Annotated in this window: 26 protein-coding genes and 2 pseudogenes; 15 read left to right on the plus strand and 13 right to left on the minus strand. The window is 52.6% G+C overall.

Features of this window, described 5'->3' with window-relative positions; translation table 11 throughout:
* A pseudogene (locus F0Q32_RS21555) lies at positions 1-135 on the minus strand (integrase); the annotation flags it as partial.
* Positions 136-290: 155 nt separating this feature from the next.
* Here F0Q32_RS21555 and dfrA14 point away from each other — a divergent pair.
* The 4 genes and pseudogenes from dfrA14 to F0Q32_RS21585 all read left to right on the plus strand — a co-directional run.
* The gene (gene dfrA14, locus F0Q32_RS21560; RefSeq protein ID WP_004201280.1) at positions 291-764 is read left to right on the plus strand and encodes a trimethoprim-resistant dihydrofolate reductase DfrA14; all 474 of its coding nucleotides are present in this window, start codon (positions 291-293) and stop codon (positions 762-764) included.
* 220 nt (positions 765-984) lie between these two features.
* Positions 985-1,251 carry a plasmid mobilization relaxosome protein MobC gene (gene mobC, locus F0Q32_RS26845; protein WP_001144737.1) on the plus strand — a complete coding sequence of 89 codons (267 nt, stop codon included), beginning with the start codon at positions 985-987 and terminating at the stop codon, positions 1,249-1,251.
* A gap of 142 nt (positions 1,252-1,393) precedes the next feature.
* Positions 1,394-2,158, plus strand: coding sequence for an IS6-like element IS6100 family transposase (locus F0Q32_RS21575; RefSeq protein WP_001389365.1), 765 nt, complete (start codon positions 1,394-1,396; stop codon positions 2,156-2,158).
* A 266-nt stretch (positions 2,159-2,424) separates the two neighbouring features.
* Positions 2,425-3,372, plus strand: a pseudogene (locus F0Q32_RS21585) (type II site-specific deoxyribonuclease); the annotation flags it as partial.
* A gap of 174 nt (positions 3,373-3,546) precedes the next feature.
* Here the strand turns inward: F0Q32_RS21585 and csgD are convergent.
* Positions 3,547-4,197, minus strand: coding sequence for a biofilm master transcriptional regulator CsgD (gene csgD / locus F0Q32_RS21590; protein ID WP_149464659.1), 651 nt, complete (start codon positions 4,195-4,197; stop codon positions 3,547-3,549).
* 514 nt (positions 4,198-4,711) lie between these two features.
* Here csgD and csgC point away from each other — a divergent pair.
* From csgC to ymdB, 3 genes are all read left to right on the plus strand, one after another.
* The gene (gene csgC / locus F0Q32_RS21595) at positions 4,712-5,044 is read left to right on the plus strand and encodes a curli assembly chaperone CsgC (protein ID WP_149464660.1); all 333 of its coding nucleotides are present in this window, start codon (positions 4,712-4,714) and stop codon (positions 5,042-5,044) included.
* A gap of 248 nt (positions 5,045-5,292) precedes the next feature.
* A complete protein-coding gene (locus F0Q32_RS21600) occupies positions 5,293-5,616 on the plus strand; it encodes a hypothetical protein (protein WP_149464661.1) in 324 nt (107 codons plus the stop codon).
* Between the two features lie 94 nt (positions 5,617-5,710).
* On the plus strand, positions 5,711-6,253 hold the full coding sequence (gene ymdB, locus F0Q32_RS21605; protein WP_149464662.1) for an O-acetyl-ADP-ribose deacetylase: 543 nt from the start codon (positions 5,711-5,713) through the stop codon (positions 6,251-6,253).
* A 45-nt stretch (positions 6,254-6,298) separates the two neighbouring features.
* Here the strand turns inward: ymdB and mdoC are convergent, their stop codons facing one another.
* Positions 6,299-7,450: a glucans biosynthesis protein MdoC gene (mdoC, locus tag F0Q32_RS21610; RefSeq protein WP_149464663.1), complete on the minus strand. Its 1,152-nt coding sequence runs from the start codon at positions 7,448-7,450 to the stop codon at positions 6,299-6,301.
* A gap of 252 nt (positions 7,451-7,702) precedes the next feature.
* Between mdoC and mdoG the strand changes: the two genes are divergently transcribed.
* From mdoG to F0Q32_RS21625, 3 genes are all read left to right on the plus strand, one after another.
* Positions 7,703-9,256: a glucans biosynthesis protein MdoG gene (gene mdoG / locus F0Q32_RS21615; RefSeq protein WP_188016900.1), complete on the plus strand. Its 1,554-nt coding sequence runs from the start codon at positions 7,703-7,705 to the stop codon at positions 9,254-9,256.
* Positions 9,249-11,777, plus strand: a complete 2,529-nt coding sequence (gene mdoH / locus F0Q32_RS21620; protein WP_149464664.1) for a glucans biosynthesis glucosyltransferase MdoH — start codon at positions 9,249-9,251, stop codon at positions 11,775-11,777. The genes mdoG and mdoH overlap by 8 nt, the downstream gene beginning before the upstream one ends.
* 65 nt (positions 11,778-11,842) lie before the next feature.
* Positions 11,843-12,070, plus strand: coding sequence for a YceK/YidQ family lipoprotein (locus F0Q32_RS21625; RefSeq protein ID WP_149464665.1), 228 nt, complete (start codon positions 11,843-11,845; stop codon positions 12,068-12,070).
* Here the strand turns inward: F0Q32_RS21625 and F0Q32_RS21630 are convergent, their stop codons facing one another.
* From F0Q32_RS21630 to F0Q32_RS21640, 3 genes are all read right to left on the minus strand, one after another.
* Positions 12,071-12,445, minus strand: a complete 375-nt coding sequence (locus F0Q32_RS21630; RefSeq protein WP_149464666.1) for a MysB family protein — start codon at positions 12,443-12,445, stop codon at positions 12,071-12,073. It lies immediately after the preceding gene.
* A 121-nt stretch (positions 12,446-12,566) separates the two neighbouring features.
* Positions 12,567-13,793, minus strand: coding sequence for a multidrug efflux MFS transporter MdtG (gene mdtG / locus F0Q32_RS21635; RefSeq protein WP_149464667.1), 1,227 nt, complete (start codon positions 13,791-13,793; stop codon positions 12,567-12,569).
* Between the two features lie 118 nt (positions 13,794-13,911).
* The gene (locus tag F0Q32_RS21640; RefSeq protein WP_149464668.1) at positions 13,912-14,832 is read right to left on the minus strand and encodes a Kdo(2)-lipid IV(A) acyltransferase; all 921 of its coding nucleotides are present in this window, start codon (positions 14,830-14,832) and stop codon (positions 13,912-13,914) included.
* Positions 14,833-15,053: 221 nt separating this feature from the next.
* Between F0Q32_RS21640 and F0Q32_RS21645 the strand changes: the two genes are divergently transcribed.
* Positions 15,054-16,103, plus strand: a complete 1,050-nt coding sequence (locus F0Q32_RS21645; protein WP_149464669.1) for a rhodanese-related sulfurtransferase — start codon at positions 15,054-15,056, stop codon at positions 16,101-16,103.
* Here the strand turns inward: F0Q32_RS21645 and F0Q32_RS21650 are convergent, their stop codons facing one another.
* From F0Q32_RS21650 to mdtH, 7 genes are all read right to left on the minus strand, one after another.
* Complete coding sequence (locus F0Q32_RS21650; protein ID WP_149464670.1) at positions 16,104-16,217, minus strand: DUF2770 family protein; 114 nt, start codon at positions 16,215-16,217, stop codon at positions 16,104-16,106.
* A gap of 131 nt (positions 16,218-16,348) precedes the next feature.
* Positions 16,349-17,467: an N-methyl-L-tryptophan oxidase gene (gene solA / locus F0Q32_RS21655; RefSeq protein ID WP_149464671.1), complete on the minus strand. Its 1,119-nt coding sequence runs from the start codon at positions 17,465-17,467 to the stop codon at positions 16,349-16,351.
* Between the two features lie 149 nt (positions 17,468-17,616).
* Positions 17,617-17,871 carry a biofilm formation regulator BssS gene (bssS, locus tag F0Q32_RS21660; protein ID WP_015964888.1) on the minus strand — a complete coding sequence of 85 codons (255 nt, stop codon included), beginning with the start codon at positions 17,869-17,871 and terminating at the stop codon, positions 17,617-17,619.
* Positions 17,872-18,270: 399 nt separating this feature from the next.
* Positions 18,271-18,513 carry a DNA damage-inducible protein I gene (gene dinI, locus F0Q32_RS21665; protein ID WP_149464672.1) on the minus strand — a complete coding sequence of 81 codons (243 nt, stop codon included), beginning with the start codon at positions 18,511-18,513 and terminating at the stop codon, positions 18,271-18,273.
* A gap of 71 nt (positions 18,514-18,584) precedes the next feature.
* The gene (gene pyrC, locus F0Q32_RS21670; protein ID WP_149464673.1) at positions 18,585-19,631 is read right to left on the minus strand and encodes a dihydroorotase; all 1,047 of its coding nucleotides are present in this window, start codon (positions 19,629-19,631) and stop codon (positions 18,585-18,587) included.
* A gap of 146 nt (positions 19,632-19,777) precedes the next feature.
* Positions 19,778-20,338 (minus strand): lipoprotein, encoded by a 561-nt coding sequence (locus tag F0Q32_RS21675; RefSeq protein WP_149464674.1) that lies wholly within the window; start codon positions 20,336-20,338, stop codon positions 19,778-19,780.
* Positions 20,339-20,509: 171 nt separating this feature from the next.
* On the minus strand, positions 20,510-21,718 hold the full coding sequence (mdtH, locus tag F0Q32_RS21680) for a multidrug efflux MFS transporter MdtH (protein WP_149464675.1): 1,209 nt from the start codon (positions 21,716-21,718) through the stop codon (positions 20,510-20,512).
* A gap of 230 nt (positions 21,719-21,948) precedes the next feature.
* Between mdtH and rimJ the strand changes: the two genes are divergently transcribed.
* From rimJ to murJ, 4 genes are all read left to right on the plus strand, one after another.
* The gene (gene rimJ / locus F0Q32_RS21685; RefSeq protein ID WP_108475757.1) at positions 21,949-22,533 is read left to right on the plus strand and encodes a ribosomal protein S5-alanine N-acetyltransferase; all 585 of its coding nucleotides are present in this window, start codon (positions 21,949-21,951) and stop codon (positions 22,531-22,533) included.
* A gap of 9 nt (positions 22,534-22,542) precedes the next feature.
* Entirely contained in the window at positions 22,543-23,190 is a 648-nt protein-coding gene (locus tag F0Q32_RS21690) for a YceH family protein (RefSeq protein WP_149464676.1), read from the plus strand.
* A gap of 2 nt (positions 23,191-23,192) precedes the next feature.
* Entirely contained in the window at positions 23,193-24,116 is a 924-nt protein-coding gene (locus F0Q32_RS21695) for a Gfo/Idh/MocA family protein (protein WP_149464677.1), read from the plus strand.
* 142 nt (positions 24,117-24,258) lie between these two features.
* The gene (gene murJ, locus F0Q32_RS21700; RefSeq protein ID WP_149464678.1) at positions 24,259-25,794 is read left to right on the plus strand and encodes a murein biosynthesis integral membrane protein MurJ; all 1,536 of its coding nucleotides are present in this window, start codon (positions 24,259-24,261) and stop codon (positions 25,792-25,794) included.
* The last annotated feature ends 17 nt before the right edge of the window (positions 25,795-25,811 follow it).

The following is a 25,811-nucleotide window of genomic DNA, read 5'->3' on the forward strand; positions in this document are numbered from 1 at the left end:
GATGAAGGCACGAACCCAGTGGACATAAGCCTGTTCGGTTCGTAAACTGTAATGCAAGTAGCGTATGCGCTCACGCAACTGGTCCAGAACCTTGACCGAACGCAGCGGTGGTAACGGCGCAGTGGCGGTTTTCATGGCTTGTTATGACTGTTTTTTTGTACAGTCTATGCCTCGGGCATCCAAGCAGCAAGCGCGTTACGCCGTGGGTCGATGTTTGATGTTATGGAGCAGCAACGATGTTACGCAGCAGGGCAGTCGCCCTAAAACAAAGTTAACCCAGGATGAGAACCTTGAAAGTATCATTGATGGCTGCGAAAGCGAAAAACGGCGTGATTGGTTGCGGTCCAGACATACCCTGGTCCGCGAAAGGGGAGCAGCTACTTTTTAAAGCATTGACCTACAATCAGTGGCTTCTGGTGGGTCGCAAGACGTTTGAATCTATGGGCGCACTCCCCAATAGGAAATACGCGGTCGTTACCCGCTCAGGTTGGACATCAAATGATGACAATGTAGTTGTATTTCAGTCAATCGAAGAGGCCATGGACAGGCTAGCTGAATTCACCGGTCACGTTATAGTGTCTGGTGGCGGAGAAATTTACCGAGAAACATTACCCATGGCCTCTACGCTCCACTTATCGACGATCGACATCGAGCCAGAGGGGGATGTTTTCTTCCCGAGTATTCCAAATACCTTCGAAGTTGTTTTTGAGCAACACTTTACTTCAAACATTAACTATTGCTATCAAATTTGGAAAAAGGGTTAACAAAGCTATGCAATCGACGGCAAAAAGCTTCGTTCGCTTCGCGCACTACGCCTTTTCCGCGATTGATAGCGACGTTATGTGAATATTGAAATGAGCATTCCAAAGAAAGGAAGTAGAAAAATTATCGTGGGCGAAAATGAGTTTTTGTGGCTCATTAGGTCAAAACTCACATATTCGCAGGACTGTTTAGGTACAGAAATGACTGCGGTCGTTGAACCGGATGCCGGTCCTCACTGATGAAGAAGTGAACACCGTACGGGAATCGTGCCGGCAGCTTGGAGCTATCGGCCGGAACCTCAACCAGGTGGCCAGGGCCTTGAACATCGAGTTCAGGGAAAGTGACAAGCTCAAGCAAGAGGCCATCGAAAAACTGGCCGAACGGATCGACCAGCATTTGGACCATGTGTCTGAGCTGTTCGATAAGACCTGGAGCCGGTGGCACGATTGTCATTTTCAGAAGACGACTGCACCAGTTGATTGGGCGTAATGGCTGTTGTGCAGCCAGCTCCTGACAGTTCAATATCAGAAGTGATCTGCACCAATCTCGACTATGCTCAATACTCGTGTGGGCTCTGTTGCAAAAATCGTGAAGCTTGAGCATGCTTGGCGGAGATTGGACGGACGGAACGATGACGGATTTCAAGTGGCGCCATTTCCAGGGTGATGTGATCCTGTGGGCGGTGCGCTGGTATTGTCGCTATCCGATCAGCTATCGCGACCTTGAGGAAATGCTGGCGGAACGCGGCATTTCGGTCGACCATACGACGATCTATCGCTGGGTCCAGTGCTACGCCCCGGAGATGGAGAAGCGGCTGCGCTGGTTCTGGCGGCGTGGCTTTGATCCGAGCTGGCGCCTGGATGAAACCTACGTCAAGGTGCGGGGCAAGTGGACCTACCTGTACCGGGCAGTCGACAAGCGGGGCGACACGATCGATTTCTACCTGTCGCCGACCCGCAGCGCCAAGGCAGCGAAGCGGTTCCTGGGCAAGGCCCTGCGAGGCCTGAAGCACTGGGAAAAGCCTGCCACGCTCAATACCGACAAAGCGCCGAGCTATGGTGCAGCGATCACCGAATTGAAGCGCGAAGGAAAGCTGGACCGGGAGACGGCCCACCGGCAGGTGAAGTATCTCAATAACGTGATCGAGGCCGATCACGGAAAGCTCAAGATACTGATCAAGCCGGTGCGCGGTTTCAAATCGATCCCCACGGCCTATGCCACGATCAAGGGATTCGAAGTCATGCGAGCCCTGCGCAAAGGACAGGCTCGCCCCTGGTGCCTGCAGCCCGGCATCAGGGGCGAGGTGCGCCTTGTGGAGAGAGCTTTTGGCATTGGGCCCTCGGCGCTGACGGAGGCCATGGGCATGCTCAACCACCATTTCGCAGCAGCCGCCTGATCGGCGCAGAGCGACAGCCTACCTCTGACTGCCGCCAATCTTTGCACCAGAGCCTCCGTCGCCATGCTCACCTCGCTTTGGTGCACACGAGTATTGAGCATAGTCGAGATTGGTGCAGATCACTTCTGATATTGAACTGTCAGGAGCTGGCTGCACAACAGCCATTACGCCCAATCAACTGGTGCAGTCGTCTTCTGAAAATGACACTGTTTGTATATAATCATGAAAAAATGGTGAGTAGAGTTTCAGGGTAACAGGGGATGCTTATGTCGGTTTTCCACAACTGGCTACTTGAGATCGCATGTGAGAATTACTTCGTCTACATCAAACGCCTTTCCGCCAACGATACCGGCGCAACAGGTGGTCACCAGGTAGGGCTTTATATCCCTTCAGGTATCGTTGAAAAACTCTTTCCGTCTATCAACCATACCCGTGAACTGAACCCTTCGGTTTTTCTCACCGCACATGTGTCATCGCATGATTGCCCTGACAGCGAAGCCAGGGCAATTTATTATAACAGCCGTCATTTTGGTAAAACCCGGAATGAAAAAAGGATTACCCGCTGGGGTAGAGGCAGCCCACTTCAGGATCCTGAAAATACAGGGGCTCTGACGCTCCTGGCTTTCAAGCTTGATGAGCAAGGGGGGGACTGTAAGGAAGTAAATATTTGGGTATGCGCCAGCACTGATGAAGAGGACGTCATTGAGACCGCTATTGGTGAAGTTATACCCGGAGCGCTTATATCCGGCCCCGCAGGACAGATTCTAGGCGGACTATCTCTACAGCAAGCGCCAGTAAATCATAAATATATTCTACCTGAAGACTGGCACCTGCGCTTTCCGTCGGGAAGTGAAATTATTCAGTATGCAGCCAGCCATTATGTGAAAAATTCCCTTGATCCGGATGAGCAACTTCTTGACCGCCGGCGCGTGGAGTACGACATATTTCTATTGGTTGAGGAACTGCATGTTCTGGATATCATCCGGAAAGGATTTGGCTCTGTGGATGAATTTATTGCGCTGGCCAATTCTGTCAGCAATCGCCGTAAATCCAGAGCCGGGAAGTCGCTGGAACTGCACCTGGAGCATCTATTCATTGAGCACGGCCTGCGACACTTTGCGACGCAGGCCATCACAGAAGGTAATAAAAAACCCGATTTCCTTTTCCCTTCCGCAGGGGCTTACCACGATACTGAGTTTCCCGTAGAAAATCTGTCAGGTTAATTTTATTATCTGTCCAGTGCTCGCTAAAATCTCGGCAAAATTTTTGTCCTACCGAGGTAACGGCACGAGTGACAATCAACCCTGGAACTTCAAGTTCTGCCGCCGGGGCTGGTGCAAGATGTAAAAGCAGAACTGTTGCCAATACAGGAACGGTTTTCATGATAGTCACCGTAGGTATTTGTTCGCCCAAAACACGGCCTGAGTTCGGTTCTTCACCGAGAGCTTTTTAAAGAGATTGTAGATATGCGTTTTGACCGTGTTCTCGCTGATGAACAGCAGATGAGCAATTTCGATGTTGGAGGCACCTTGTCGAAGTTTGCTCAGGATCTGTTTTTCGCGATGTGTCAGGTCAACGGTTTCATTCCACTGCGGATGGGACAAATTTAGCTGCTGTGTCAGATAGTCATTAATCGACTTCGGAAAGAATTTCTCACCCCGGGATACGGTTCTGATACCTTCTATTAAATTTTCTTCGCCGGTTTCTGTATGAAATATACCGCTAATCATCGGCCATTCGACAATATCGCGGTGATGATAATGTGGCGGAATATTGAAAAGTAGTGTTTTAAACTTTTTCTGACAGTGTTGCAGGTCCTGGCACCACTGTCGTGAAGTCTGTTCTTCAAGAGACATCATATCGAATAAAAGCAGGTCGCCATCTTCAATTGTTGAACTGTCGATGACATCACAATGTTTAAGTGTCACTTCATTATAGAACCGCTTCTTAAGTGCCTGTAACAAAAGCGTTGATTGCAATGACGGCTTGGTTATCAGAAACAAAAATCGGGGCTCAGACGGATTCTTATTCGTTCTCATGGTTCGCTCCAGAGAGATATATGCCATTTTTATATAGTTGAAATATAAGGTTAAACAGCAACAACACGCACGCTCAGGCGACCGCAGGAATCGCGGCAATGCCAATGGACTACGAAATATGAATTAATCTAAAATTTAGGTAGGCAAAATTAATTAAACAAGTTTTTATAATGTAACAAAATGTAAATTTGAGTTATGTTTATTTTTTTGATTTTTGTTTCGTATGATGAATGTCAAATATTAAAAGCGACATTAATACGTATCACCTTGATATTAAAGTCTTTTAAAAAAATAATAAAAAAGCATTAGTTACATGGCCTGCGCAGATAAGATAGATTGCAATTTAATTCTGTTAACGTTTTTCATTGTATTATAAATAATATTTCAAGGGGATTTAACGAGTGGTAATAATAACTTAGGATAATTCTTATTGAGATAATGATGGTGAATGTTTATCGGCGTGTTGCGTTGACTCGGCCCTGTTTCTGACTCTCTGCAGAGAGGTAATTACACGATGCCCGCTCTCATTTTTGCTGCAATGGTTATTGGAACGCTGAGTTTTGAGTCAAAAAGAGAGGGCGATCAGGTCACGGTGATACCGATGGTGACGCTGCCCGTAGAGTGCCAGTGTGAAGTCAGTATGGATACCGAACGGCAGGGCACATCGGGAACAAGCCGAAGTCGACAAAAAAGTGTGCTGGTAATACAGGCGCGCAGACCCCAGGCGCTGGCAACGCTAATTTTGACACCTTCACCGGGCGACAATGTGGTGGTGACTGTTCATGTGTCTGATGGCCGCAATATCGATCTCACGCAAACCTGGACCCTTGACCCGCCACAAACCTGAATGCCTCTCTGTCTAAAGTATCTTCCCCCACTGCCGATAGCTTCTCTGTTGGTAATCGCTGTCTGAATTGCTAATAGCGAGTCATTTAACTCTCTGAAAATAAATGACGTATTGATCAACACAACATTTAATTTCATTCGCTGATTGCTGATGCCCCCAAAACTTCTTATGTGCTGCTAGCCTGAGAAGATGCACAGATGACAACCCGTAATCAACAATCAGGGATGAAGCTTTGTTAAGAGGCTTACATGAAAGCATTTTTCGGTAATGCGTTGTTGATACTCTGTTTTACTCCCGCCCTCTGTTTCGATGCGCTGGCGGGATCCGAGCGATTAGGCCAGGGAGGCGTTATTCACTTTCGCGGCCAGATCGTGGAAGGCGGATGCTCGGTGGTTCCCTCGACGCGCAACGTCAACGTTTCTTGCTACCGCGACGGCGATCATCATCAAAATACGATTCCCGTCACGTCGCTTTCTCACGGAGAAACACAACACCTGAAGGAGGCCACGCTGGATCTGCAGTGGCTTAACAAACAGAAAACGCTTGCTGTGATTAGTGTGCAGTATCAATAATGGCAACCCCGCAGAGGGGTTCTATTATTTGTCAGTAAGCTCACCACCTCTATTGTCTAACGGATAACAGATTTGTGGTCGGCAGGAGGTCAGCATGACAGCACGTATTCAGGTGGTGCAGGGAGATATCACCCAACTTGATGTGGATGTTATCGTGAATGCGGCAAACCCATCGTTGATGGGTGGTGGCGGCGTTGATGGTGCCATTCATCGTGCCGCAGGCCCCGCGTTAGCAGAAGCCTGCGCGGTTGTGCGCCAGCAACAAGGGACATGCCCGCCGGGTCATGCGGTGATTACTCATGCGGGTAATCTGAAGGTGAAGGCGGTCATCCACACGGTCGGGCCAGTATGGGAGGGTGGCGATGCGCATGAAGCCTCGCTGCTGGAGCAGGCCTATCGTAACAGCTTGCAACTGGCGCTGGATAACGGCTATCAAAGCGTTGCTTTTCCGGCAATCTCGACCGGCGTGTACGGCTACCCGAAACCCGCCGCCGCAGAAATCGCTTTTCATACGGTTGAGCGTTTTCTGACGTTTCACCGCACGCCGGAGAAAGTCTGGTTTGTCTGTTATGACGAAGAAAACACCCGGCTGTATAAACGTTTATTAAGCCAGCAGGGCGACGACGTCGAGGCATAAAAAAACGCCTGATACCGCAACGTATCAGGCGTTTTTGTTTGGGTGTTAGCCGCGTGAAGGCTGCACTTTTTCAACCTTCTGCTGTGGTTTGCCTGAGAACAGGAAACGCAGTAGCGGAATACGCAGGTGGATCTCGTAAAGCACCAGCGCAACCCCAATCACAAAGACCAGCCCGGTGATAAAGCCCACGATATTGGAGCTAATATTCGGCGTGATCCACGCGCCATAAAACAGCGTCAGCGGATGGTGCACCAGATAGATAAACAGCGAGGCGTTAACGAAGTAGGTCACGCGTGCAGACTGAAAATTCAGCAGACGGTGGCCCAGAGAGAACACCACATTAACCATCCACAGACCCAGCACCATAGTAATCACTGACTCGGTTTCATACATCCACGCATCGCCGGAACCATATTGTTGATTCATACGATAAGCGAGGAAACCCGCGATGGCGGCAATGACACACGGCCAGGAGGTGGTGGTAAACAGCGCTTTTACGCGTGGGTGAATAAATGCCAGCGCCCCCAGCACGAAGAAGGGCACATAGAACAGCGTTTGCATCACCACGAAATTAAACAGACCATCGCTAAGAATTGGCGGGTAAACGATAAACAGCGTGCGTCTGATAGCGGCGTACAGTATGCCCAGCAGCAAGAACCCGAACGTCAGTTTGCCCATGGTGAGGTTATCTAAACATCCTGGCGTTTGGCGGCGCTTAATCACCTTAAATGCCCAGATGCCAAGTGTGGTCAACACCACAAGAACCAATAAAAACCACAGATGCGACACCAGTTCCCAGGCCAGCGTATTATATTTGTCATAGAGCGACAGCGTGTGCCAGCTTTCCGTCTTGCCTTTGACGTGCTGCAGCATCAGAAACTGCGGCAGCGTCAGCAGAGGGATCGCGGTCAACATGGGGATCCCGACGCGCTCTACGCGCACTTTCCACCATTTCTTCAGCGGATAACGCAAAAACAGCATGTAGGAGAAATAGCCGGAGATGACAAAAAACACCTGCATGCGGAAGGCATGAATAAAATCATTAAATAGTGTGAGCCACCATGAGGGTTCAACGCTGTTAACATGCCAGGTGTGGCTGGAGTAAATCAGAGAAATGTGAAAAGGGATACCCAGGAGCATCAGCCATGCGCGGATGGAATCGAGGAAATACTCGCGCTGTGCAGGTACATTATTCATAGAGTTAGCTAAATTCTCAGACTATTCGTCTTATCGCACGCGGCGATAACGTTTACATTCGACGCAACCCTACACGAAGTCCGGGTACCTGTCTCCAGGATAAGCACGCAAAGTGCAAAAAGCAGTTAACGGTTGCTTATTCCCTGAGCCGCTATGCTGAACAATATGGGGATTATGTTGTCGGATTGCTTGAGTTTCCAGTAAAATGGATCGGATCGATTTAAGCACACAAAGGGGGAAGTGCTTAGCTATATGAACAATAAACCACAGATGATGAAAATGCGCTGGATTGGCGCTGCCGTAATGTTGTCCCTGTGTACTTCATCTGCATGGGCGTTTAGCATTGATGACGTTGCAAAGCAGGCGAAATCACTGGCCGGGAAGAGCTATGAAGCGCCGAAAAGCAACCTGCCTTCCGTATTCCGCGAGATGAAATACGCGGACTACCAACAGATTCAGTTCAACCACGATAAGGCCTACTGGAGCAACGTTAAGACCCCATTTAAGCTCGAGTTCTACCACCAGGGTATGTACTTCGACACGCCGGTTACCATTAACGAAGTTACCGCTACGTCCGTACGCAAAATTAAATACAACCCGGACTACTTTAACTTTGGTGATGTACAGCACGATAAAGACACGGTAAAAGACCTGGGCTTTGCCGGTTTTAAAGTGCTTTATCCTATTAACAGCAAAGGCAAAAACGACGAAATCGTTAGCATGCTGGGTGCCAGCTACTTCCGTGTACTGGGCCAGGGGCAGGTGTATGGCTTATCCGCACGTGGTCTTGCTATCGACACTGCTTTACCGTCCGGTGAAGAGTTCCCACGTTTCCGTGAATACTGGATCGAGCGTCCAAAAGCCACCGACAAGCGCCTGACCATCTACGCACTGCTGGATTCTCCTCGCGCTACAGGGGCTTACCGTTTTGTCATCATGCCGGGTCGTGACACGGTTGTAGATGTACAAACCAAAATCTACCTGCGTGACAAAGTCGGTAAACTGGGTGTTGCGCCGCTGACCAGTATGTTCCTGTTTGGGCCGAACCAGCCGTCGCAGGTCACTAACTATCGTCCGGAACTGCATGACTCAAACGGTCTGTCTATTCATGCGGGCAATGGTGAGTGGATCTGGCGTCCGCTGAATAACCCGAAACATCTGGCGGTCAGCAGCTACGCTACTGAGAACCCGCAGGGCTTTGGCTTGCTGCAACGTGGCCGTCAGTTCTCCCGTTTTGAAGATCTCGACGATCGTTATGACCTGCGCCCAAGCGCCTGGATCACCCCGAAAGGTGACTGGGGTAAAGGGACCGTTGAACTGGTTGAAATTCCGACCAACGATGAAACCAACGATAACATCGTCGCTTACTGGACACCGGACCAACTCCCGGAAGCCGGTAAAGAGATGAACTACAAATACAGCATCACCTTTAGCCGTGACGAAGACAAACTGCATGCGCCGGATAGCGCGTATGTTGTGCAGACCCGTCGCTCTACCGGTGATGTGAAACAGTCCAACCTGATTCGTCAACCGGATGGCACGATAGCCTTCGTGGTGGATTTCTCCGGCGCGGACATGAAAAAACTGCCGCAGGATACGCCTGTTACTTCACAAGCCAGCATTGGCGATAACGGTGAAATCGTTGAAAACAGCGTACGTTATAACCCGGTCACCAAAGGCTGGCGCTTGACGTTGCGCGTTAAAGTGAAAGATCCGAAGAAAACCACTGAAATGCGCGCGGCGCTGGTCAACGCTGACCAAACGCTGAGTGAAACCTGGAGCTATCAGCTGCCTGCCAATGAATAAGACAACGAAGTACATTGACGCGCTGTCGCTCACGGAGGCGGAAAAATCGGCGCTGCCCGATTCCAGCCTGCGTGCCGTGCACGAAGCGCTGGATACCGAGCATCAAACGTTTGAACGCGATGACGATACCCCGCTCGCATCCGTGAAAGCGCGTCTTGAGCAAAACTGGCCAGACTCTCTGGCCGGTGACCCGCTCATCAAAGATGACGAAGGTCGCACTCAGCTTCAGGCGATGCCGAAAGCGAAGCGATCTTCCATGTTCCCGGACCCCTGGCGCACCAACCCGATTGGTCGCTTCTGGGATCGCCTGCGTGGTCGTGATGTTACCCCGCGCTATGTCTCTCGTCTGACGAAAGAAGAGCAGGAGCACGAGCAAAAATGGCGTACGACGGGTTCGATCCGCCGTTACATTCTGCTGATCCTGACGCTGGCGCAGACGGTCGTAGCGACCTGGTACATGAAAACCATTCTGCCGTATCAGGGATGGGCATTTATTAACCCTGCCGATATGGTCGGCCAGGACCTGTGGGTCTCTTTCATGCAGCTGCTGCCGTATCTGCTGCAAAGTGGCATCCTGGTGCTGTTTGCTGTGTTGTTCTGTTGGGTCTCAGCCGGTTTCTGGACTGCGCTGATGGGCTTCCTGCAACTGCTGATTGGCCGGGATAAATACAGTATTTCCGCGTCCACGGTGGGCGATGAGGCGCTGAACCCGGAGCATCGCACTGCGCTTATCATGCCTATCTGTAACGAGGACGTCGATCGCGTCTTCGCGGGCCTGCGGGCAACCTGGGAATCGGTGAAAGCCACCGGTCAGCAGAAACACTTCGATGTGTACATTCTGAGCGACAGCTACAACCCGGATATCTGTGTTGCAGAACAGAAAGCGTGGATGGAGCTGATTGCCGAAGTGCAGGGCGAAGGGCAGATCTTCTACCGTCGCCGTCGTCGTCGCGTGAAGCGTAAAAGCGGTAACATCGATGACTTCTGCCGCCGCTGGGGTAGCGAATATAGCTACATGGTGGTGCTGGATGCCGACTCCGTGATGTCCGGCGATTGCCTGACCAACCTCGTGCGCCTGATGGAAGCGAACCCGAACGCCGGGATCATCCAGTCTTCACCGCGCGCGTCCGGTATGGATACGCTGTATGCCCGTTGTCAGCAATTCGCCACGCGCGTCTATGGCCCACTGTTCACCGCCGGCCTTCACTTCTGGCAGTTGGGTGAATCCCACTACTGGGGGCATAACGCCATCATCCGCGTGAAACCGTTTATCGAGCACTGTGCGTTAGCGCCGCTGCCGGGCGACGGTAACTTCGCCGGGTCGATTCTGTCGCACGACTTCGTAGAAGCTGCGTTAATGCGTCGTGCAGGGTGGGGCGTGTGGATTGCCTATGACCTGCCGGGCTCCTATGAAGAACTGCCACCGAACCTGCTCGATGAGCTTAAGCGTGACCGTCGCTGGTGTCAGGGTAACCTGATGAACTTCCGCCTGTTTCTGGTAAAAGGGATGCACCCGGTTCACCGTGCGGTGTTCCTGACCGGCGTAATGTCTTACCTTTCTGCGCCGCTGTGGTTCCTGTTCCTGGCGTTGTCAACGGCGCTTCAGGTGGTGCATGCGCTCACTGAGCCGCAGTACTTCCTGCAACCCCGTCAGCTGTTCCCGGTGTGGCCGCAGTGGCGTCCTGAACTGGCGATCGCGCTGTTTGCTTCAACCATGGTGCTGCTGTTCCTGCCGAAACTGCTCAGTATTATTCTGGTGTGGTGTAAGGGGCCGAAAGAGTACGGCGGCTTTATCCGCGTAACGATTTCTCTGCTGCTGGAAGTGCTGTTCTCCGTGCTGCTGGCGCCGGTGCGTATGCTGTTCCACACCGTATTCGTGGTCAGCGCGTTCCTCGGCTGGGAAGTGGTCTGGAATTCGCCGCAACGTGATGATGACTCTACGCCGTGGGGCGAAGCGTTTATGCGTCACGGCTCTCAGTTGCTGCTGGGGCTGGTGTGGGCTGTTGGAATGGCATGGCTGGATCTGCGTTTCTTGTTCTGGCTGGCGCCGATTGTCTTCTCGCTGATCCTGTCGCCGTTCGTCTCGGTTATTTCGAGCCGTTCAACGATCGGTCTGCGCACCAAGCGCTGGAAACTGTTTCTGATCCCGGAAGAGTACAACACGCCGAAAGTGCTGGCGGATACGGATGCTTACCTGCAACTGAACCGCAACCGCACACTGGATGATGGCTTTATGCACGCGGTGTTTAACCCATCATACAACGCGCTGGCGACGGCTATGGCAACCGCACGTCACCGTGCCAGCCATGTGCTGGAAATTGCGCGCGACCGCCACGTTGAGCAGGCGCTGAACGAAACGCCGGACAAACTCAACCGCGACCGTCGTTTAGTGTTGCTGAGCGACCCGGTGACCATGGCGCGTATGCACTACCGCGTATGGGCTGCGCCTGAGAAATACACATCCTGGGTGGATGAGTATTCGAAACTGGCGATCAACCCGCTGGCGATGAAAGCCAAATAAGCCGTAATAAAAGGAAAATACCGGCGTTAAAGCCGGTATTTTTTTGTCTGACGTTGAGGTGTTGCATGAAAATCGTACTGGTCATCGCCATGACGCTGCTATTGAGCGGATGCGGCAGCATAATCAGCCGCACCATTCCAGGCCAGGGGCACGGAAATCAATACTATCCCGGCGTACAGTGGGACCTGCGGGATTCCGCGTGGCGTTGGCTGACAATTATAGATCTGCCATTTTCGCTGATCTTCGATACGCTCCTGCTGCCTATCGACGCCAGCCACGGCCCTTACGAATAATCAACGCTCATCCCATTCATCTGCCGCCGCCTGGCCCTCTTCGGTATCCAGCGGGGGTTCAAGCTGAAATTCCCCCTCATCCCACTCATGCAGCGTATTTTCTTCCAGCCACTCCTGGCGTAACTCAATTTCGTCATAATCGCCATCAAAGACGCTCTGGGCCGCTTCCCCACTCAGGACTGGCATGCATTCACCTTCTTCGCCGTCGTCGGCAAAGAATTCAGCCTGCCACATGATGTCGCCGTCCTGCAAAACATACTTCTGGATATTCAACTGCTGAACATCCGCATCGCTCTCTTCAACGGAGGGGTTATCGGCGAGGAATTCTTCTCGCGCCGCGTCAATAGCTTCTTCAAGCGTGGCATACATAGTCATCTTATTCTCCCTGCGATTTGACGTGGTCTCAGGCGTTGCCCGCTGAGACGGGCAACATTCCGGGTATATTCAGGGAAAGAATAGCTTAAGATTGGAACGGGCAAGAAAAAATGGCTGAAATTCACCCGACAGTCTTAGCTGGAGCGCGACGGCGCAGGCTAAAGCCGGTATAAACCGCATTGCACAACACCACGGCGGCGGTAATGCAAAACACCGCGCGAAAACCGTAGCTTGCCGACACCGCCGAGCCAATCAACGGCCCGGTCACGTTACCAATATCGCGAAACGACTGGTTATAGCTGAATACCCGCCCGGCAATCTGGTTGCTGGCGTTATACACCAGCAGCGTTTGCACCGCGGGCAGTAACGCTCCATCGGCGGCACCAAGCAGAAAACGCAGGATGCCAAGTTGCAACGGATTTTGTACAAACGACATGGGGATCAACAGCAGCACGGAGAGGATCAGTGCCGTGATAAGGATTTTTTCCGGGCCAATTCTATCGCCCAGTTTGCCCAGCCTTGGCGCGCTCAGCAGCGCGGCGACGCCGGGTACGGAGGCAATCATCCCGCTGATAAAGGCAATGTTGTTGACGTTACCTGCGAGATCGCGAACGTAAAGCGTCAGGATTGGTGCAATGGAGCCGGTAGCGACCTGAATGATCATGGTGGTGACAAACAGGCTGAGCACCAGTTTGGGATTTTTCAGTGAGCTGATCACCTCGCGGGCGTGCAGCATCTCTTTTTTATTTACCGGAGTGAACCGTTCGCGTATCAACAGCAAGGTCAATACAAAGCACAGGAAGAGCACCGTGGCGGTAATAAAGAAGACGGGCCGTAAACCATAGCTATCGGCCAGTAAACCGCCCGCCAGCGGCCCGAGAAGCGCGCCGCTGACGCCACCAGTGGAGAGAGTCCCCAACGCCCAGCCGCTTTTATTTCGCGGCACCTGGGTGGCAATCAGCGCATTGGCATTCGGCACAAAACCGCCCAGCACGCCAAGTAGCGCGCGCAGCACTAAAAACTGCCAGATATTCTGTGCCAAACCCATCAGCAGCATGACGATAGCCATTCCCAGCGCCGAGCGAAGCAGCATGATTTTTCGGCCTTTTCGATCGGCCAGACCGCCCCAGAATGGCGAAGCAATAGCGGAAAACAGGAACGTAATACTGAAGACAATGCCTGACCACAGATTAAGTTCACTGTGACCGGTGACGCCAAGTTGCTCGACGTAGAGGGGGAGAAAAGGCATCACCAGACTGAATGCCGCGCCGGTCAGGAAGCAGCCAAGCCAGGCGATGGTAAGATTACGTTTCCAGTTTATGGGAGCATCAACATCAGAAGCAGGCATAAAATTCCAAAAGTGAGCAGGGGGGAACAGAGAATTCAATAAGCCTGCTAATTATGCGCTTGTGTGATTGTTACTGCAATGCCAGGCATCAGCGCAGCCGTGAAGGCTGCGCTAACGTTCAGTAGCGGGAAGGCATCCCTTTCGGGCGCGTCTTGAAGCGACGGTGTAGCCACATGTACTGCTCCGGGGCCATCATAATGCATTTCTCGACAATCTTGTTCATCCACGCGGCGGTGGTTTCGGCATCATCCAGCGGTGGGGAGAGTTCTGGCTCAAGAATAATCAATTCGTAGCCTTTCCCGTCAGGTTTGCGGCGCGGCACAAAGGGCACAATACTGGCTTTCGACATTCTTGCCAGCATCCATGTGCCTGATGTTGTGGCCGCTTGCTCGACGGCAAACAGCGGCGCAAATACGCTGGCGCGTGGGCCGTAGTCGTGGTCAGGTGCATACCAGACGATTTCGCCGTTTTTCAGCGCGCGGATCATGCCTTTTAAATCTTTCCGGTCAATCATCGATTTATTGGAACGCATCCGTCCCCAGGTTTGCAGTAAATCGATAACCGGATTGTCGTTGGGGCGATAGACGCCAATGCCTGGGTTAAAGAAACCAAACATTCGTGCCCCCATTTCCAGTGTCAGAAAATGAATACCGATCAGCAAAATGCCACGTTTTTGTTCCTGCATGGCGGAGATATGCTCCAGACCGCTGGCGTCCGTCCAGCGATCGATACGACGATCGGGCCAGAACCACGCCATCCCGGTTTCCATCAGGCCCATACCAACCGATTCGAAATTCTTCACAACGTGCTGATGACGCTCAGCTTCACTCATTTGTGGGAAGCATAGCTCGAGATTGCGATAGGCGATTTTTGAACGACGCTTCATAAAACGCATCGCCACACGACCTATGGCATTACCGAGGCGATAAATGATCGGGTAGGGCAATTGTACGATGAGCCACAGCAGGCCAATTCCCAGCCAGGTTAGCCAGTAACGTGGATGCAGCAACGCCGCGGTAAATTTGGGTAACTGGGTCATGTCTTTCCTGTTTTATCGAGCCACTTCCGCTATTGTCGCACTATTTTTCCGTCAGCCAAACCTAACCAGAGTACGAGTGTCGATAATTCGTGCAAATGTTTCATTCGATGTTTTGATGGAGAGACAAATGTAGCGCAAAATGTGTGGATGTAAATTGTCGATGATTGCTATATCATCCGCCCGATTTATAAATTCATTCCCTTTTGCAGGATTAGAGCACCATGCCAGTGTTACATAACCGCATATCGAATGAGACCCTGAAGGCGCAGATGCTCGCTGAAACCGAGCCACGCACGACAATCTCATTCTATAAGTATTTCACCATCGTTAACCCGAAAGCGACCCGTGATGCCCTTTACCTCGCACTTTCCGAACTGAACGTGTTTGGTCGCATTTATCTCGCCCATGAAGGGATCAACGCGCAGATTAGCGTTCCCGCAAGTAATGTCGATGCGCTACGCGAGTTGTTATACCGTTTTGACCCTGCGCTGGACGGGCTGCGCTTTAACATCGCGCTGGATGACGACGGCAAATCATTCTGGGTGCTACGCATGAAAGTGCGCGACCGCATTGTGGCGGACGGTATTGACGATCCCTCATTTGATGCGAACGATGTCGGCGCTTATTTAAAAGCGGCGGAAGTCAACGCCATGCTGGATGACCCGGATGCGGTGTTCATCGATATGCGCAACCACTATGAGTATGAAGTCGGCCATTTCGAACGCGCCATGGAGATCCCGGCAGATACGTTCCGCGATCAGCTACCGAAAGCCGTCGAGATGATGCAGGAACATAAAGACAAGAAGATTGTAATGTACTGCACCGGGGGAATTCGCTGCGAAAAAGCGAGCGCCTGGATGAAACATAACGGGTTTAAGCAGGTGTGGCACATTGAGGGCGGCATTATTGAATATGCCCGCCGCGCGCGTGAGCAGGGGTTACCGGTGCGCTTTATCGGCAAGAACTTTGTGTTTGACGAGCGGATGGGAGAGCGTATTTCTGACGAGGTGATTGCCCACTGCCACCAGTGCGGGACGGCTTGCGATAGCCACACGAATTGTCTTAACGACGGCTGCCATCTGCTCTTCATTCAGTGCCCGACCTGCGCGGAAAAATATGACGGATGCTGTAGCGAAGCCTGCCAGGAAGAGCACAAACTGCCGGAAGAGGAGCAGCGTAAACGCCGCGCCGGACGTGAAAATGGCAACAAGATTTTTAATAAATCGCGTGGTCGGCTGAATACTAAACTGGGTATTCCTGACCCAGAGTGATCAGGCGAAAAAAATCCAGATAAGATCGATCAAGGCCAGCAGCAGACAGAGCGCGACGTAAATCATAAAGTGTTCGCGCAGGTTGTTGACCAGGTAGTTATATAGACGCTGCATTGTTGTTCTCTTTAAAGGCACATTTTCGTATACGCCTGCGTTTTTGTCAGGTGGCGCTGCGCTTACCTGACCTACAAATGGGTTCGAATGTAGGCCTGATAAGCGCAGCGCCATCAGGCAAACCGCACTCATTAATCGTCAAAACGGGAAAGCGAGAAGGGCGCCAGGTTAAAGGTTTCTGGCTGTGACTGCGCGAATCGCGTGGCGATTTCACCCAGCACGGTCGCGAACTTGAACCCATGACCGCTCAATCCGCCAATCAGTAAAGTATTTGGCTGACCGGGTAGCGTATCGATAATGAAATCTTCATCCGCGGTGTTGTCGTAGGTGCAGGCGGCACCGTGCAAACAGCCGCCAATACCGGGCAGAATATTACGCAGGAAGCTGAAAGCCTCAGAGCCATCGGTGGCGACGGTACCGAACGGTTTGCGCCCTTGTGGCGTATTGATAAGCTGACCGCCATTATGCTTGCCGATTTTAAGTTCATTCTCAACCGCCGGGAAACCGTAGAACTGATCGCCATTCGGCAACTCCCCCGTAAACGCCGGGAAGTTATTTTTGCGGCTGTAACGCCCATCGGCCTGGAACCAGGCAAACACTTTGCGAACCGGTTGTATTGGTAATTGCGGGTAGAGTTGTTTAGCCCAGGTACCAGCGCTGAGCAACAGTTTCTTCCCTTCAAAGCGGCCTTCTGACGTTTCTATCGCGACCCCGTCAGCGTGATGTTCAATCGCGGTGACTGGGCTGTTGAAGAGTTGTGCGCAACCTGCTTCCTTTGCCAGCGCGATCAATGTTTTTACCGCCAGCTCGCTTTTCAGCACGCCAGACGCGGGCTCAAAGATGGCCTGATAGTCTTCGGGCACCTGAATTTCAGGCCAGCGGGCCATTACGCCTGCGGCATCCAGTCGTTCTACATCAAGGCCAAATTTTTCCGCACTCTGCGCTACGGTGGCAAGAAAGGTGGAATCCGCGGGCCCAAGATTGACCACGCCGCTACGTTCAAACAAATCTTCACCGCTGGCGGCGGCCAGTTCATCCCACAGCTGCTGCGCGCGCAGCACCAGAGGAACATATTTTTCGCCTTCACCATACGCGTGGCGAATCAGTCGTGTATCGCCGTGGTGGCTGCCTTCGGTATGAGGCGGCATGTGGGCGTCGGTCATCAGGACATTAAGGCCCGCTTTACGGGCGTAGTATCCGGCAGCCGCCCCGACGGAGCCACTGCCGACAATGATCAGGTCATATTGCATAGCGCTTCCTGGAATTGTTTTTTGTTAAGCCACATCAGCATGCAGGATGATGACGTGTATAGCAGGGTAATTAACAAGCCAGCCTGATACAAGCCTGAAAATAAAGAAGGCACCCGAAGGTGCCTGTTTGATAATTATTCGTATCAGCACTAATGCCTGCGATACTCATTCGCCTGGTAATCGCCGGATTCAATTTTGGCGATGCCCGCCTCTAATATAGAAATAAATTGACGAGCGACATCGGTAGTCAACCAAAGCGTTTGACCTATTTCAGCTTCTTTCTTGCTCGATTCATTGGGGTCTTGGTAGTGCAGGCGCAGCATCAGCGCATCGTAGCTATCAACGGTGCTGATGTCCCATCCAACGAGGGGATGGGTCTGGATGACTTCATTATTCTTTTCCATCATAACCCCTTATATCTTTGTTAAAAGGCAACAACTCTCGAGGTTCAATGCAGGTTTTTTTCGAAGCTTTTTCAGTATACCAACAACTTACTTAATATTCGAGATTTTAAATAAAATGCAACACAAATTCCTAAAGTACGCGTTTTGTTGCGCAATAAATCACCATTATGGCTGAGGTTTTATTAATGGAATCAGAATAGGGCCAAAAAGAAGTGGGCGGCGAGAAATAAAAAAGCCGGGGCGACCCGGCAAAGAACACAATGAGGGAGCAAATTAGTCGGTTATACCCGTCATACTTCAAGTTGCAGATGCGTTGGCTGCGTTCGTTCACCCCAGTCACTTACTTGAGTAAGCTCCTGGGGATTCTCTCACTTGCCGCCTTCCTGCAACTCGAATTATTTAGGGTATGAACCAGTCATCCGCGCTTTCCCAGGTCTCCTGGAGAATTTCGCTGATCCGGTCTTTATCTTCTTTAATGCCACCGATAACCGAAAGGTTATTTGCCGATGCGTAGCGTACCGAAACGGTGCCGCCGCTATCTGGAAACTGATCGTTAATTCGTCGGGAGAGTTCACCCGCCAGTGCGTCAAGCGCCCCAGCGGGGAGGGTTGTGGATTTAGCAATAGTCACTTCAATGCGCATGGTTGCCCCCTGTATGTGTACTGTATATTTATACAGTTAAAGCGAAAAACTTACAACAGGGAGCGTGCGATTTATTTTTTTACCGTCCAGCGTACGGTTTCACCGGCGAGGAAGGGGATCAGGGTATCGTCAGAAAGGGCAATACTCTCAACCACCTGGCTCTCTTCTCGTACCAGCTCAACGGTAGACTCATTCACCGGCAGGCCATAGAAGCGCGGGCCATTCAGCGAGGTGAAGGCTTCGAAGTGCTGTAATGCGTTCATCTCTTCAAAGACGGTGGCATAGCTGCCCAGCGCGGTGGGCGCATTAAAGCAGCCCGCGCAGCCGCAGCTGGCTTCTTTGCGATGACGCGCATGCGGCGCGGAGTCAGTCCCGAGGAATGCGCGCTCGAAGCCGCTGGCGACCAGTTCGCGCAGCGCCTGCTGGTGGATATTACGTTTGAGGATCGGCAGGCAGTAAAGATGTGGGCGCACGCCGCCAACCAGCATGTGGTTGCGGTTGAACATCAGATGCTGCGGGGTGATTGTCGCAGCCAGCAGTTCATTACCCTCGCGGACATAATCGGCGGCATCTTTGGTGGTGATGTGTTCAAACACCACTTTCAGCCCCGGCAGTCGCTGGCGCAATGGCTCCATAACCGTTTCGATAAAGCGTGCTTCGCGGTCGAAAATATCGATGTCGGCATGAGTGACTTCACCATGAACCAGCAGCGGCATTCCGAGTTTTTCCATTCTTTCCAGCACCGGCATTATTGCATCGATACTGGTGACGCCGTGGCTGGAGTTGGTTGTCGCATTTGCCGGATACAGCTTAGCTGCCGTAAATACGCCTTCCTGAAAACCGCGTTCCACTTCATTTGGATCGAGGGAGTCGGTGAGATAACAGGTCATCAGCGGAGTAAAATCGTGACCTGCCGGAACGGCATCCAGAATGCGCTGGCGGTAGCTGATTGCCGCTTCCACGGTGGTGATAGGCGGTACCAGATTTGGCATGATGATCGCACGACCATAGAGCTCGCTGGTATAAGGCACGACGGTTTTCAGCATCTCGCCATCACGCAGATGGATATGCCAGTCGTCTGGGCGGCGAATTTTCAAAACTTGCGGTAATGCGGTCATGGGTGTGCTCCGGCCTGGTGGGAAATCAGTCATTAGGGCTGTTTTTTGCCGGGCACTAAGGATAAACGTAAACGTTTTCCTTTGCACTCCTTTCTGTAAAAAAAGACGCCCGGCGAAAATATCCGCCGGGCGTCTTATTTACGATGTTAATCCGTGAACGGGATAATAATTTGTCCTGGTTTTACCTCAATGCCTTTCGCATATTTTTTGGCCAGTGCTTCGCCTTTGCTGGCATCTTCTTTCAGCACGTAAGCCGGTTGCTGATTAAAGTAATTACGCAGCGACTGGTTCAGATAAGGCACCAAAGTTTGCACCACCGATTGCATTTTTTCCGGCGTCACTTTGGCATCGACCACTTCCATCTCTTGCAGGAATATCGCACCTTTCTCTTTGTTGAAGACCGGTAACGCTTTCAGTTTCAGGTCAATGGTCGCTTTCTGGCTGCCAAACAGCGAGTTTAAATCGAGTTTAGCGTCACCGGTGAGGGTGACTTTATTCGGCTCTTCACGGCCTATGGCGCTGGTGAGATTATTCAGCACGATGTGCGCGTCGGCCACGCCGGGCAGGCCTATATCTTTCGAGAAATTATTGTGCTTTTGCAGCGCCTGATTAATTTCCTGTTCACTCACTGTGTATTGCGTCAGTTGATTACAACCCGCCACCAGGCCGCCAACGATCAGTGCGGCAATGACAAAAAATTTCTTCATGAAGTTCCTCAATATGATGCTGTGCTGTAATCCTGTCCGCAGGCAGCTTGCGCTTTCAGTCGTGATTATGACAGCGGAAAATACTGAAAGTGCCATATCTTCTTTCTTAGGATGAGATTTTACTGATGGACTGCGTAATTTGCAGACCATCAATGATGCAGAATAAAAGGGTTAATGGCGGGGTTCAAGCATGCCGGAGGCGGCGCGTTTAGGGCTGAACTGCCACCATAATGCAACAAACGTGATGATGCCGATAAGCCCCAGCATCGCCCACGGCAGTTCCGGCTGGTTCAGCGCTTTCCCGCTGTCGAATAGCCAGCCGCCACCGGTGTAGCCGAGGGCGCCGCCAAAGGCCAGGCCCAGACGGCTAAAGCCCATATAGCTGCCGCGCGCGCGGGCATTTGCCAGATGTGCGCTCAGGGTTTCACGTGCTGGCTCCGCGATAATCGAACCGATATAGAATGTACAAATTAACGTGAATAACTGTTGTAGCGAGGTAGCCAGACCAATCGGCAACATGGAAACCGTCATGATCAGCAAGCCCGCCATCAGACGCTGCTCAAGGCGAAAACGTTTTTCGCTCCATCGTGCGATAGGGTAGAGCAGTGTCAGCGACAGCGCCGCTTCGATGGCGTACATCCATTTCACGGCAGAAGGCGAGCCCGCAATATCATTCACCATGATTGGCAGCATCAGCATCACCTGCACCGCCAGCATGTAGTAACCCGTGAGGGTTAACACGTAGGTGACAAAACGTTTATCACGCAGCACCTGCGCAAGCCCTTCACGTACTGGCGTTCTCACAGTAGAGAGTTTCCATGCCGGAAGGTAGCAGGCGTTGAAAATGGCGCACAGAATGAACAGCACCGCACCCGCGCTACATACGAGTCGGAAGTCATATTGCAGCAGCCAACTGCCCATCAGCGCACCGATGACCGCGCCGGCGCTGTCCTGCATCATCAATAGTGAGAAAAAGCGGCCTCGATGCGCCGGACGCACCAGCTTCACCACCAGTGCGGAACGCGGGGGATCGAACAGCGTGCCGCCAAGCCCGGAAAGCAAACAGGAGAGCCACAGCACCCAAGGCTCGTGCGCGACTGCCATCATGGCAAAACCGCCTGCGCGCATCAGCATGCCGGTCACAATCATCGGTTTGGCGCCGAAACGGTCAGCTATCGCCCCGCCAAAAATACCCAAACCTTGCTGAATTAACTGACGCAGACCGAGCGCAATCCCGACCATTAATGCCGCCCAGCCCATCTGGTCGACAAAACAAATGGAGATCAGCGGAAAGACGACAAAAAAGCCCAGCACAACCAGCATGTTATCGACTAAAAGGAAGTATTTACCCAGGCTCCTTGCCTGCGATACGCGGGACATTTCCCCTCCAGGGGAATAAAAGAGATGAACCTCTCCATTCTGCCGGGTCGCTTCACCTTTTCCCATATTGCCAGCGACAATATTTTTTTATCAAAATGGTGCTTTGATTGAGCTTGTTTATCGAAATCGCGATCGGGGTATGAAAAAAGGTATGTTGCTGTTTTCACAGACCCCCTGTGGACAGGTATAGTGAGTTAACCCGGGTTATTATTCAGGTACAGGAGTAAGAGATGTTTGGCTATCGCAGTAACGTACCGAAAGTGCGTTTGACAACCGATCGTCTGGTTGTGCGTCTGGTCCATGACCGTGATGCATGGCGTCTTGCCGATTATTACGCAGAAAACAGGCAGTTTTTGAAACCCTGGGAGCCCATCCGTGACGATAGCCACTGTTATCCTTCCGGCTGGCAGGCTCGCTTGTCGATGATTAATGAATTCCATAAGCAGGGAAGCGCGTACTATTTTGCGCTGCTCGACCCGGAGGAGAAAGAAATCATTGGCGTCGCCAATTTCTCTAACGTGGTGCGCGGATCGTTCCACGCCTGCTACCTTGGTTATTCGATTGGGCAAAAGTGGCAAGGGCAGGGGCTGATGTTTGAAGCCCTGACCAGCGCTATTCGTTATATGCAACGCACCCAACATATTCACCGCATTATGGCTAACTATATGCCACACAATCAGCGCAGCGGCGACTTACTGGCGCGGCTGGGGTTTGAAAAAGAGGGTTATGCCAAAAACTATTTGCTGATTGACGGCGAATGGCGTGACCACGTCTTAACCGCACTCACTACACAAGAATGGACAGCCGGTCGCTAAGGAGAAGAGATGAAATATGAATTAACCCCGCTGGAAGCGCGCGTGATTGGCTGCCTGCTGGAAAAGCAGGTCACGACACCCGAGCAGTATCCGCTGTCGATTAACGGCGTGGTGACGGCCTGTAACCAGAAAACCAACCGTGAACCGGTGATGACGCTCAGCGAGTCTGACGTACAGGATCTGCTGGATACGCTGGTCAAACGCCACTATCTGCGCACGGTCAGCGGCTTTGGCAATCGCGTGACCAAATATGAACAACGTTTCTGCAATTCTGAGTTCGGCGATTTGAAGCTTTCCAGCGCCGAAGTGGCACTCATCACCACGCTGCTCCTGCGCGGTGCGCAAACGCCGGGTGAGTTACGGGGCCGCGCGCAGCGCATGCATGAATTCAGCGATATGGCGGAAGTGGAAGCCACGCTTGAACGCCTGGCTACGCGCGATGATGGCCCGTTTGTGATGCGTTTGCCGCGCGAGCCAGGCAAGCGCGAGAGCCGCTATATGCACCTTTTCAGCGGTGAAATGGAAGTGCTGGCCCAGGTCGCCGATGATGTCGCCCCGGCGGATGACGATCTCCGCGCGCGCGTTGATGCACTGGAAGGCGAAGTGGCGGAGCTGAAACAGCGCCTGGATTCCCTGCTGGCGCACCTCGGAGAATAACGATGGCAAAATTACGCGTAGGCGTGGTTGGGCTGGGTGGGATCGCGCAGAAGGCGTGGCTTCCGGTCCTCAGCGCCGCCACCGACTGGACGTTGCAGGCGGCCTGGTCACCGGGTAAAGAGAAGGCGCTGAAAGTGTGCGAAACCTACCGCATGCCGTATGCGGACTCATTGGCTTCGCTGGCGGCGCAGTGCGATGCGGTGTTTGTCCACAGCGCAACGGCGTCGCACTATTCGGTGGTCAGCGAACTGCTGAATGCGGGCGTGCACGTCTGCGTCGACAAACCGCTGGCGGAAAAACTGAGTGATGCCGAGCGTCTGGTTGAACTGGCCGCACGCAAAAAGTTAACGCTGATGGTGGGGTTTAATCGCCGTTTTGCGCCGCTGTACCGCGAGCTAAAAAGCAATCTCGCCAATGCGGCGTCGCTGCGAATGGATAAACATCGCACTGACAGCGTCGGCCCGCACGATCTGCACTTCACCCTGCTGGATGATTATCTGCATGTGGTCGACACCGCGCTGTGGCTGGCGGGCGGTAATGCGCCCTTAAGCAGCGGCACGCTGCAAACCACAGACGATGGTGAGATGCTCTACGCTGAGCACCACTTCAGCCATCCTACGCTTAGCGTGACAACCAGCATGCATCGCCGCGCCGGTAGCCAGCGCGAGTGGGTGCAGGCGGTGACGGACGGTGCGTTGTATGACATTACCGATATGCGAGAATGGCGAGAAGATCGGGGCGCAGGCGTGCTGACCCGCCCCATACCTGGCTGGCAGACCACGCTTGAGCAGCGTGGATTTGTCGGCTGTGCGCGCCACTTTATCGAATGCGTGCAAAATCAGACGGTTCCGGAAACCGCCGGCGACCAGGCGCTGATGGCGCAACGTATCGTAGAAGCGCTGTGGCGCGAGGCCGTTGATGAATAACCTGCTGTAACATCTGGCAGTAGCAATTCATCCCGAACCCGGTAGACTAACGCCTCTTCAGGCTCCTGCCTGTAAACCGCAGCCCGGCCATCGCGCCGGGCTGTTGCAGGCATTTTGCTTCCGGTTGTGGAATAACACGTTAATGAATCTATTAAAATCGCTGGCAGCTGTCAGCTCGATGACCATGTTTTCGCGCGTGCTGGGTTTTGCGCGTGATGCCATCGTGGCAAGGGTTTTTGGTGCAGGAATGGCGACAGATGCCTTCTTTGTTGCGTTCAAGCTGCCTAACCTGCTGCGCCGTATTTTTGCCGAAGGCGCGTTTTCTCAGGCTTTTGTGCCGATTCTCGCGGAATATAAAAGCAAGCAGGGTGAAGACGCGACCCGCGTATTTGTTTCCTATGTTTCCGGTTTATTGACGCTGGCGTTAGCGCTGGTGACGGTCATTGGCATGCTGGCGGCACCGTGGGTTATTACGATCACCGCACCGGGTTTTGCCGATACGGCGGATAAATTTAACCTCACCTCGCAGCTGCTGCGCATTACCTTCCCCTATATTTTGCTGATTTCACTCGCCTCGCTGGCGGGGGCCATTCTTAATACCTGGAACCGCTTCTCGGTGCCGGCGTTTGCGCCCACACTGCTTAACGTCAGCATGATTGGTTTCGCGCTGTTTGCCGCACCCTATTTTAACCCTCCAGTGTTGGCGCTGGCGTGGGCGGTGACCGTGGGCGGCGTGCTCCAGCTGGCGTATCAGCTGCCGCATCTGAAGAAAATTGGCATGCTGGTGCTGCCGCGTATCAATTTAAAAGATGCGGGCGCGATGCGCGTGGTGAAGCAAATGGGGCCGGCTATCCTTGGTGTCTCCGTCAGTCAGATTTCCCTGATTATCAACACTATTTTTGCCTCTTTCCTGGTTTCCGGTTCCGTTTCATGGATGTATTACGCGGACCGTCTGATGGAGTTCCCGTCCGGCGTGCTGGGTGTGGCGCTGGGGACGATCCTTCTGCCGTCGCTGTCGAAAAGCTTTGCCAGCGGTAATCATGATGAATATTGCCGTCTGATGGACTGGGGGCTGCGCCTGTGCTTCCTGCTGGCGCTGCCGAGCGCCGTGGCGCTGGGTATTCTGGCGAAACCGCTGACCGTATCCCTGTTCCAGTACGGTAAATTCACCGCGTTTGATGCGGCGATGACGCAGCGTGCGCTGGTGGCCTATTCCGTCGGCCTGATAGGGCTTATCGTCGTGAAAGTACTGGCGCCGGGATTCTACTCGCGTCAGGACATCAAAACGCCGGTGAAAATCGCGATTGTAACGTTGATTATGACGCAGCTAATGAACCTCGCGTTTATCGGCCCACTGAAACACGCGGGTCTGTCGCTGTCGATTGGTCTGGCGGCCTGCCTGAACGCCAGCCTGCTTTACTGGCAGTTGCGTAAGCAGAAAATCTTCACCCCGCAGCCGGGCTGGAGCAAATTCCTGGTGCGTCTGATTGTCGCGGTGCTGGTGATGGCTGCAGCGCTGCTGGGGATGATGCACGTTATGCCAGAGTGGTCGCAGGGGGCCATGCCGGTGCGCCTGTTACGCCTGATGGCGGTGGTTGTGGTGGGGATTTTTGCCTACTTCGCCACGCTTGCGGTGTTGGGTTTCAAAGTGAAAGAGTTTACACGCCGGACGGCGTAATAAGATGCGGCGGCGGG

This window comes from Pseudocitrobacter sp. 73 (assembly GCF_008369545.1).
In the GTDB taxonomy this organism is placed as follows: domain Bacteria; phylum Pseudomonadota; class Gammaproteobacteria; order Enterobacterales; family Enterobacteriaceae; genus Pseudocitrobacter; species Pseudocitrobacter vendiensis.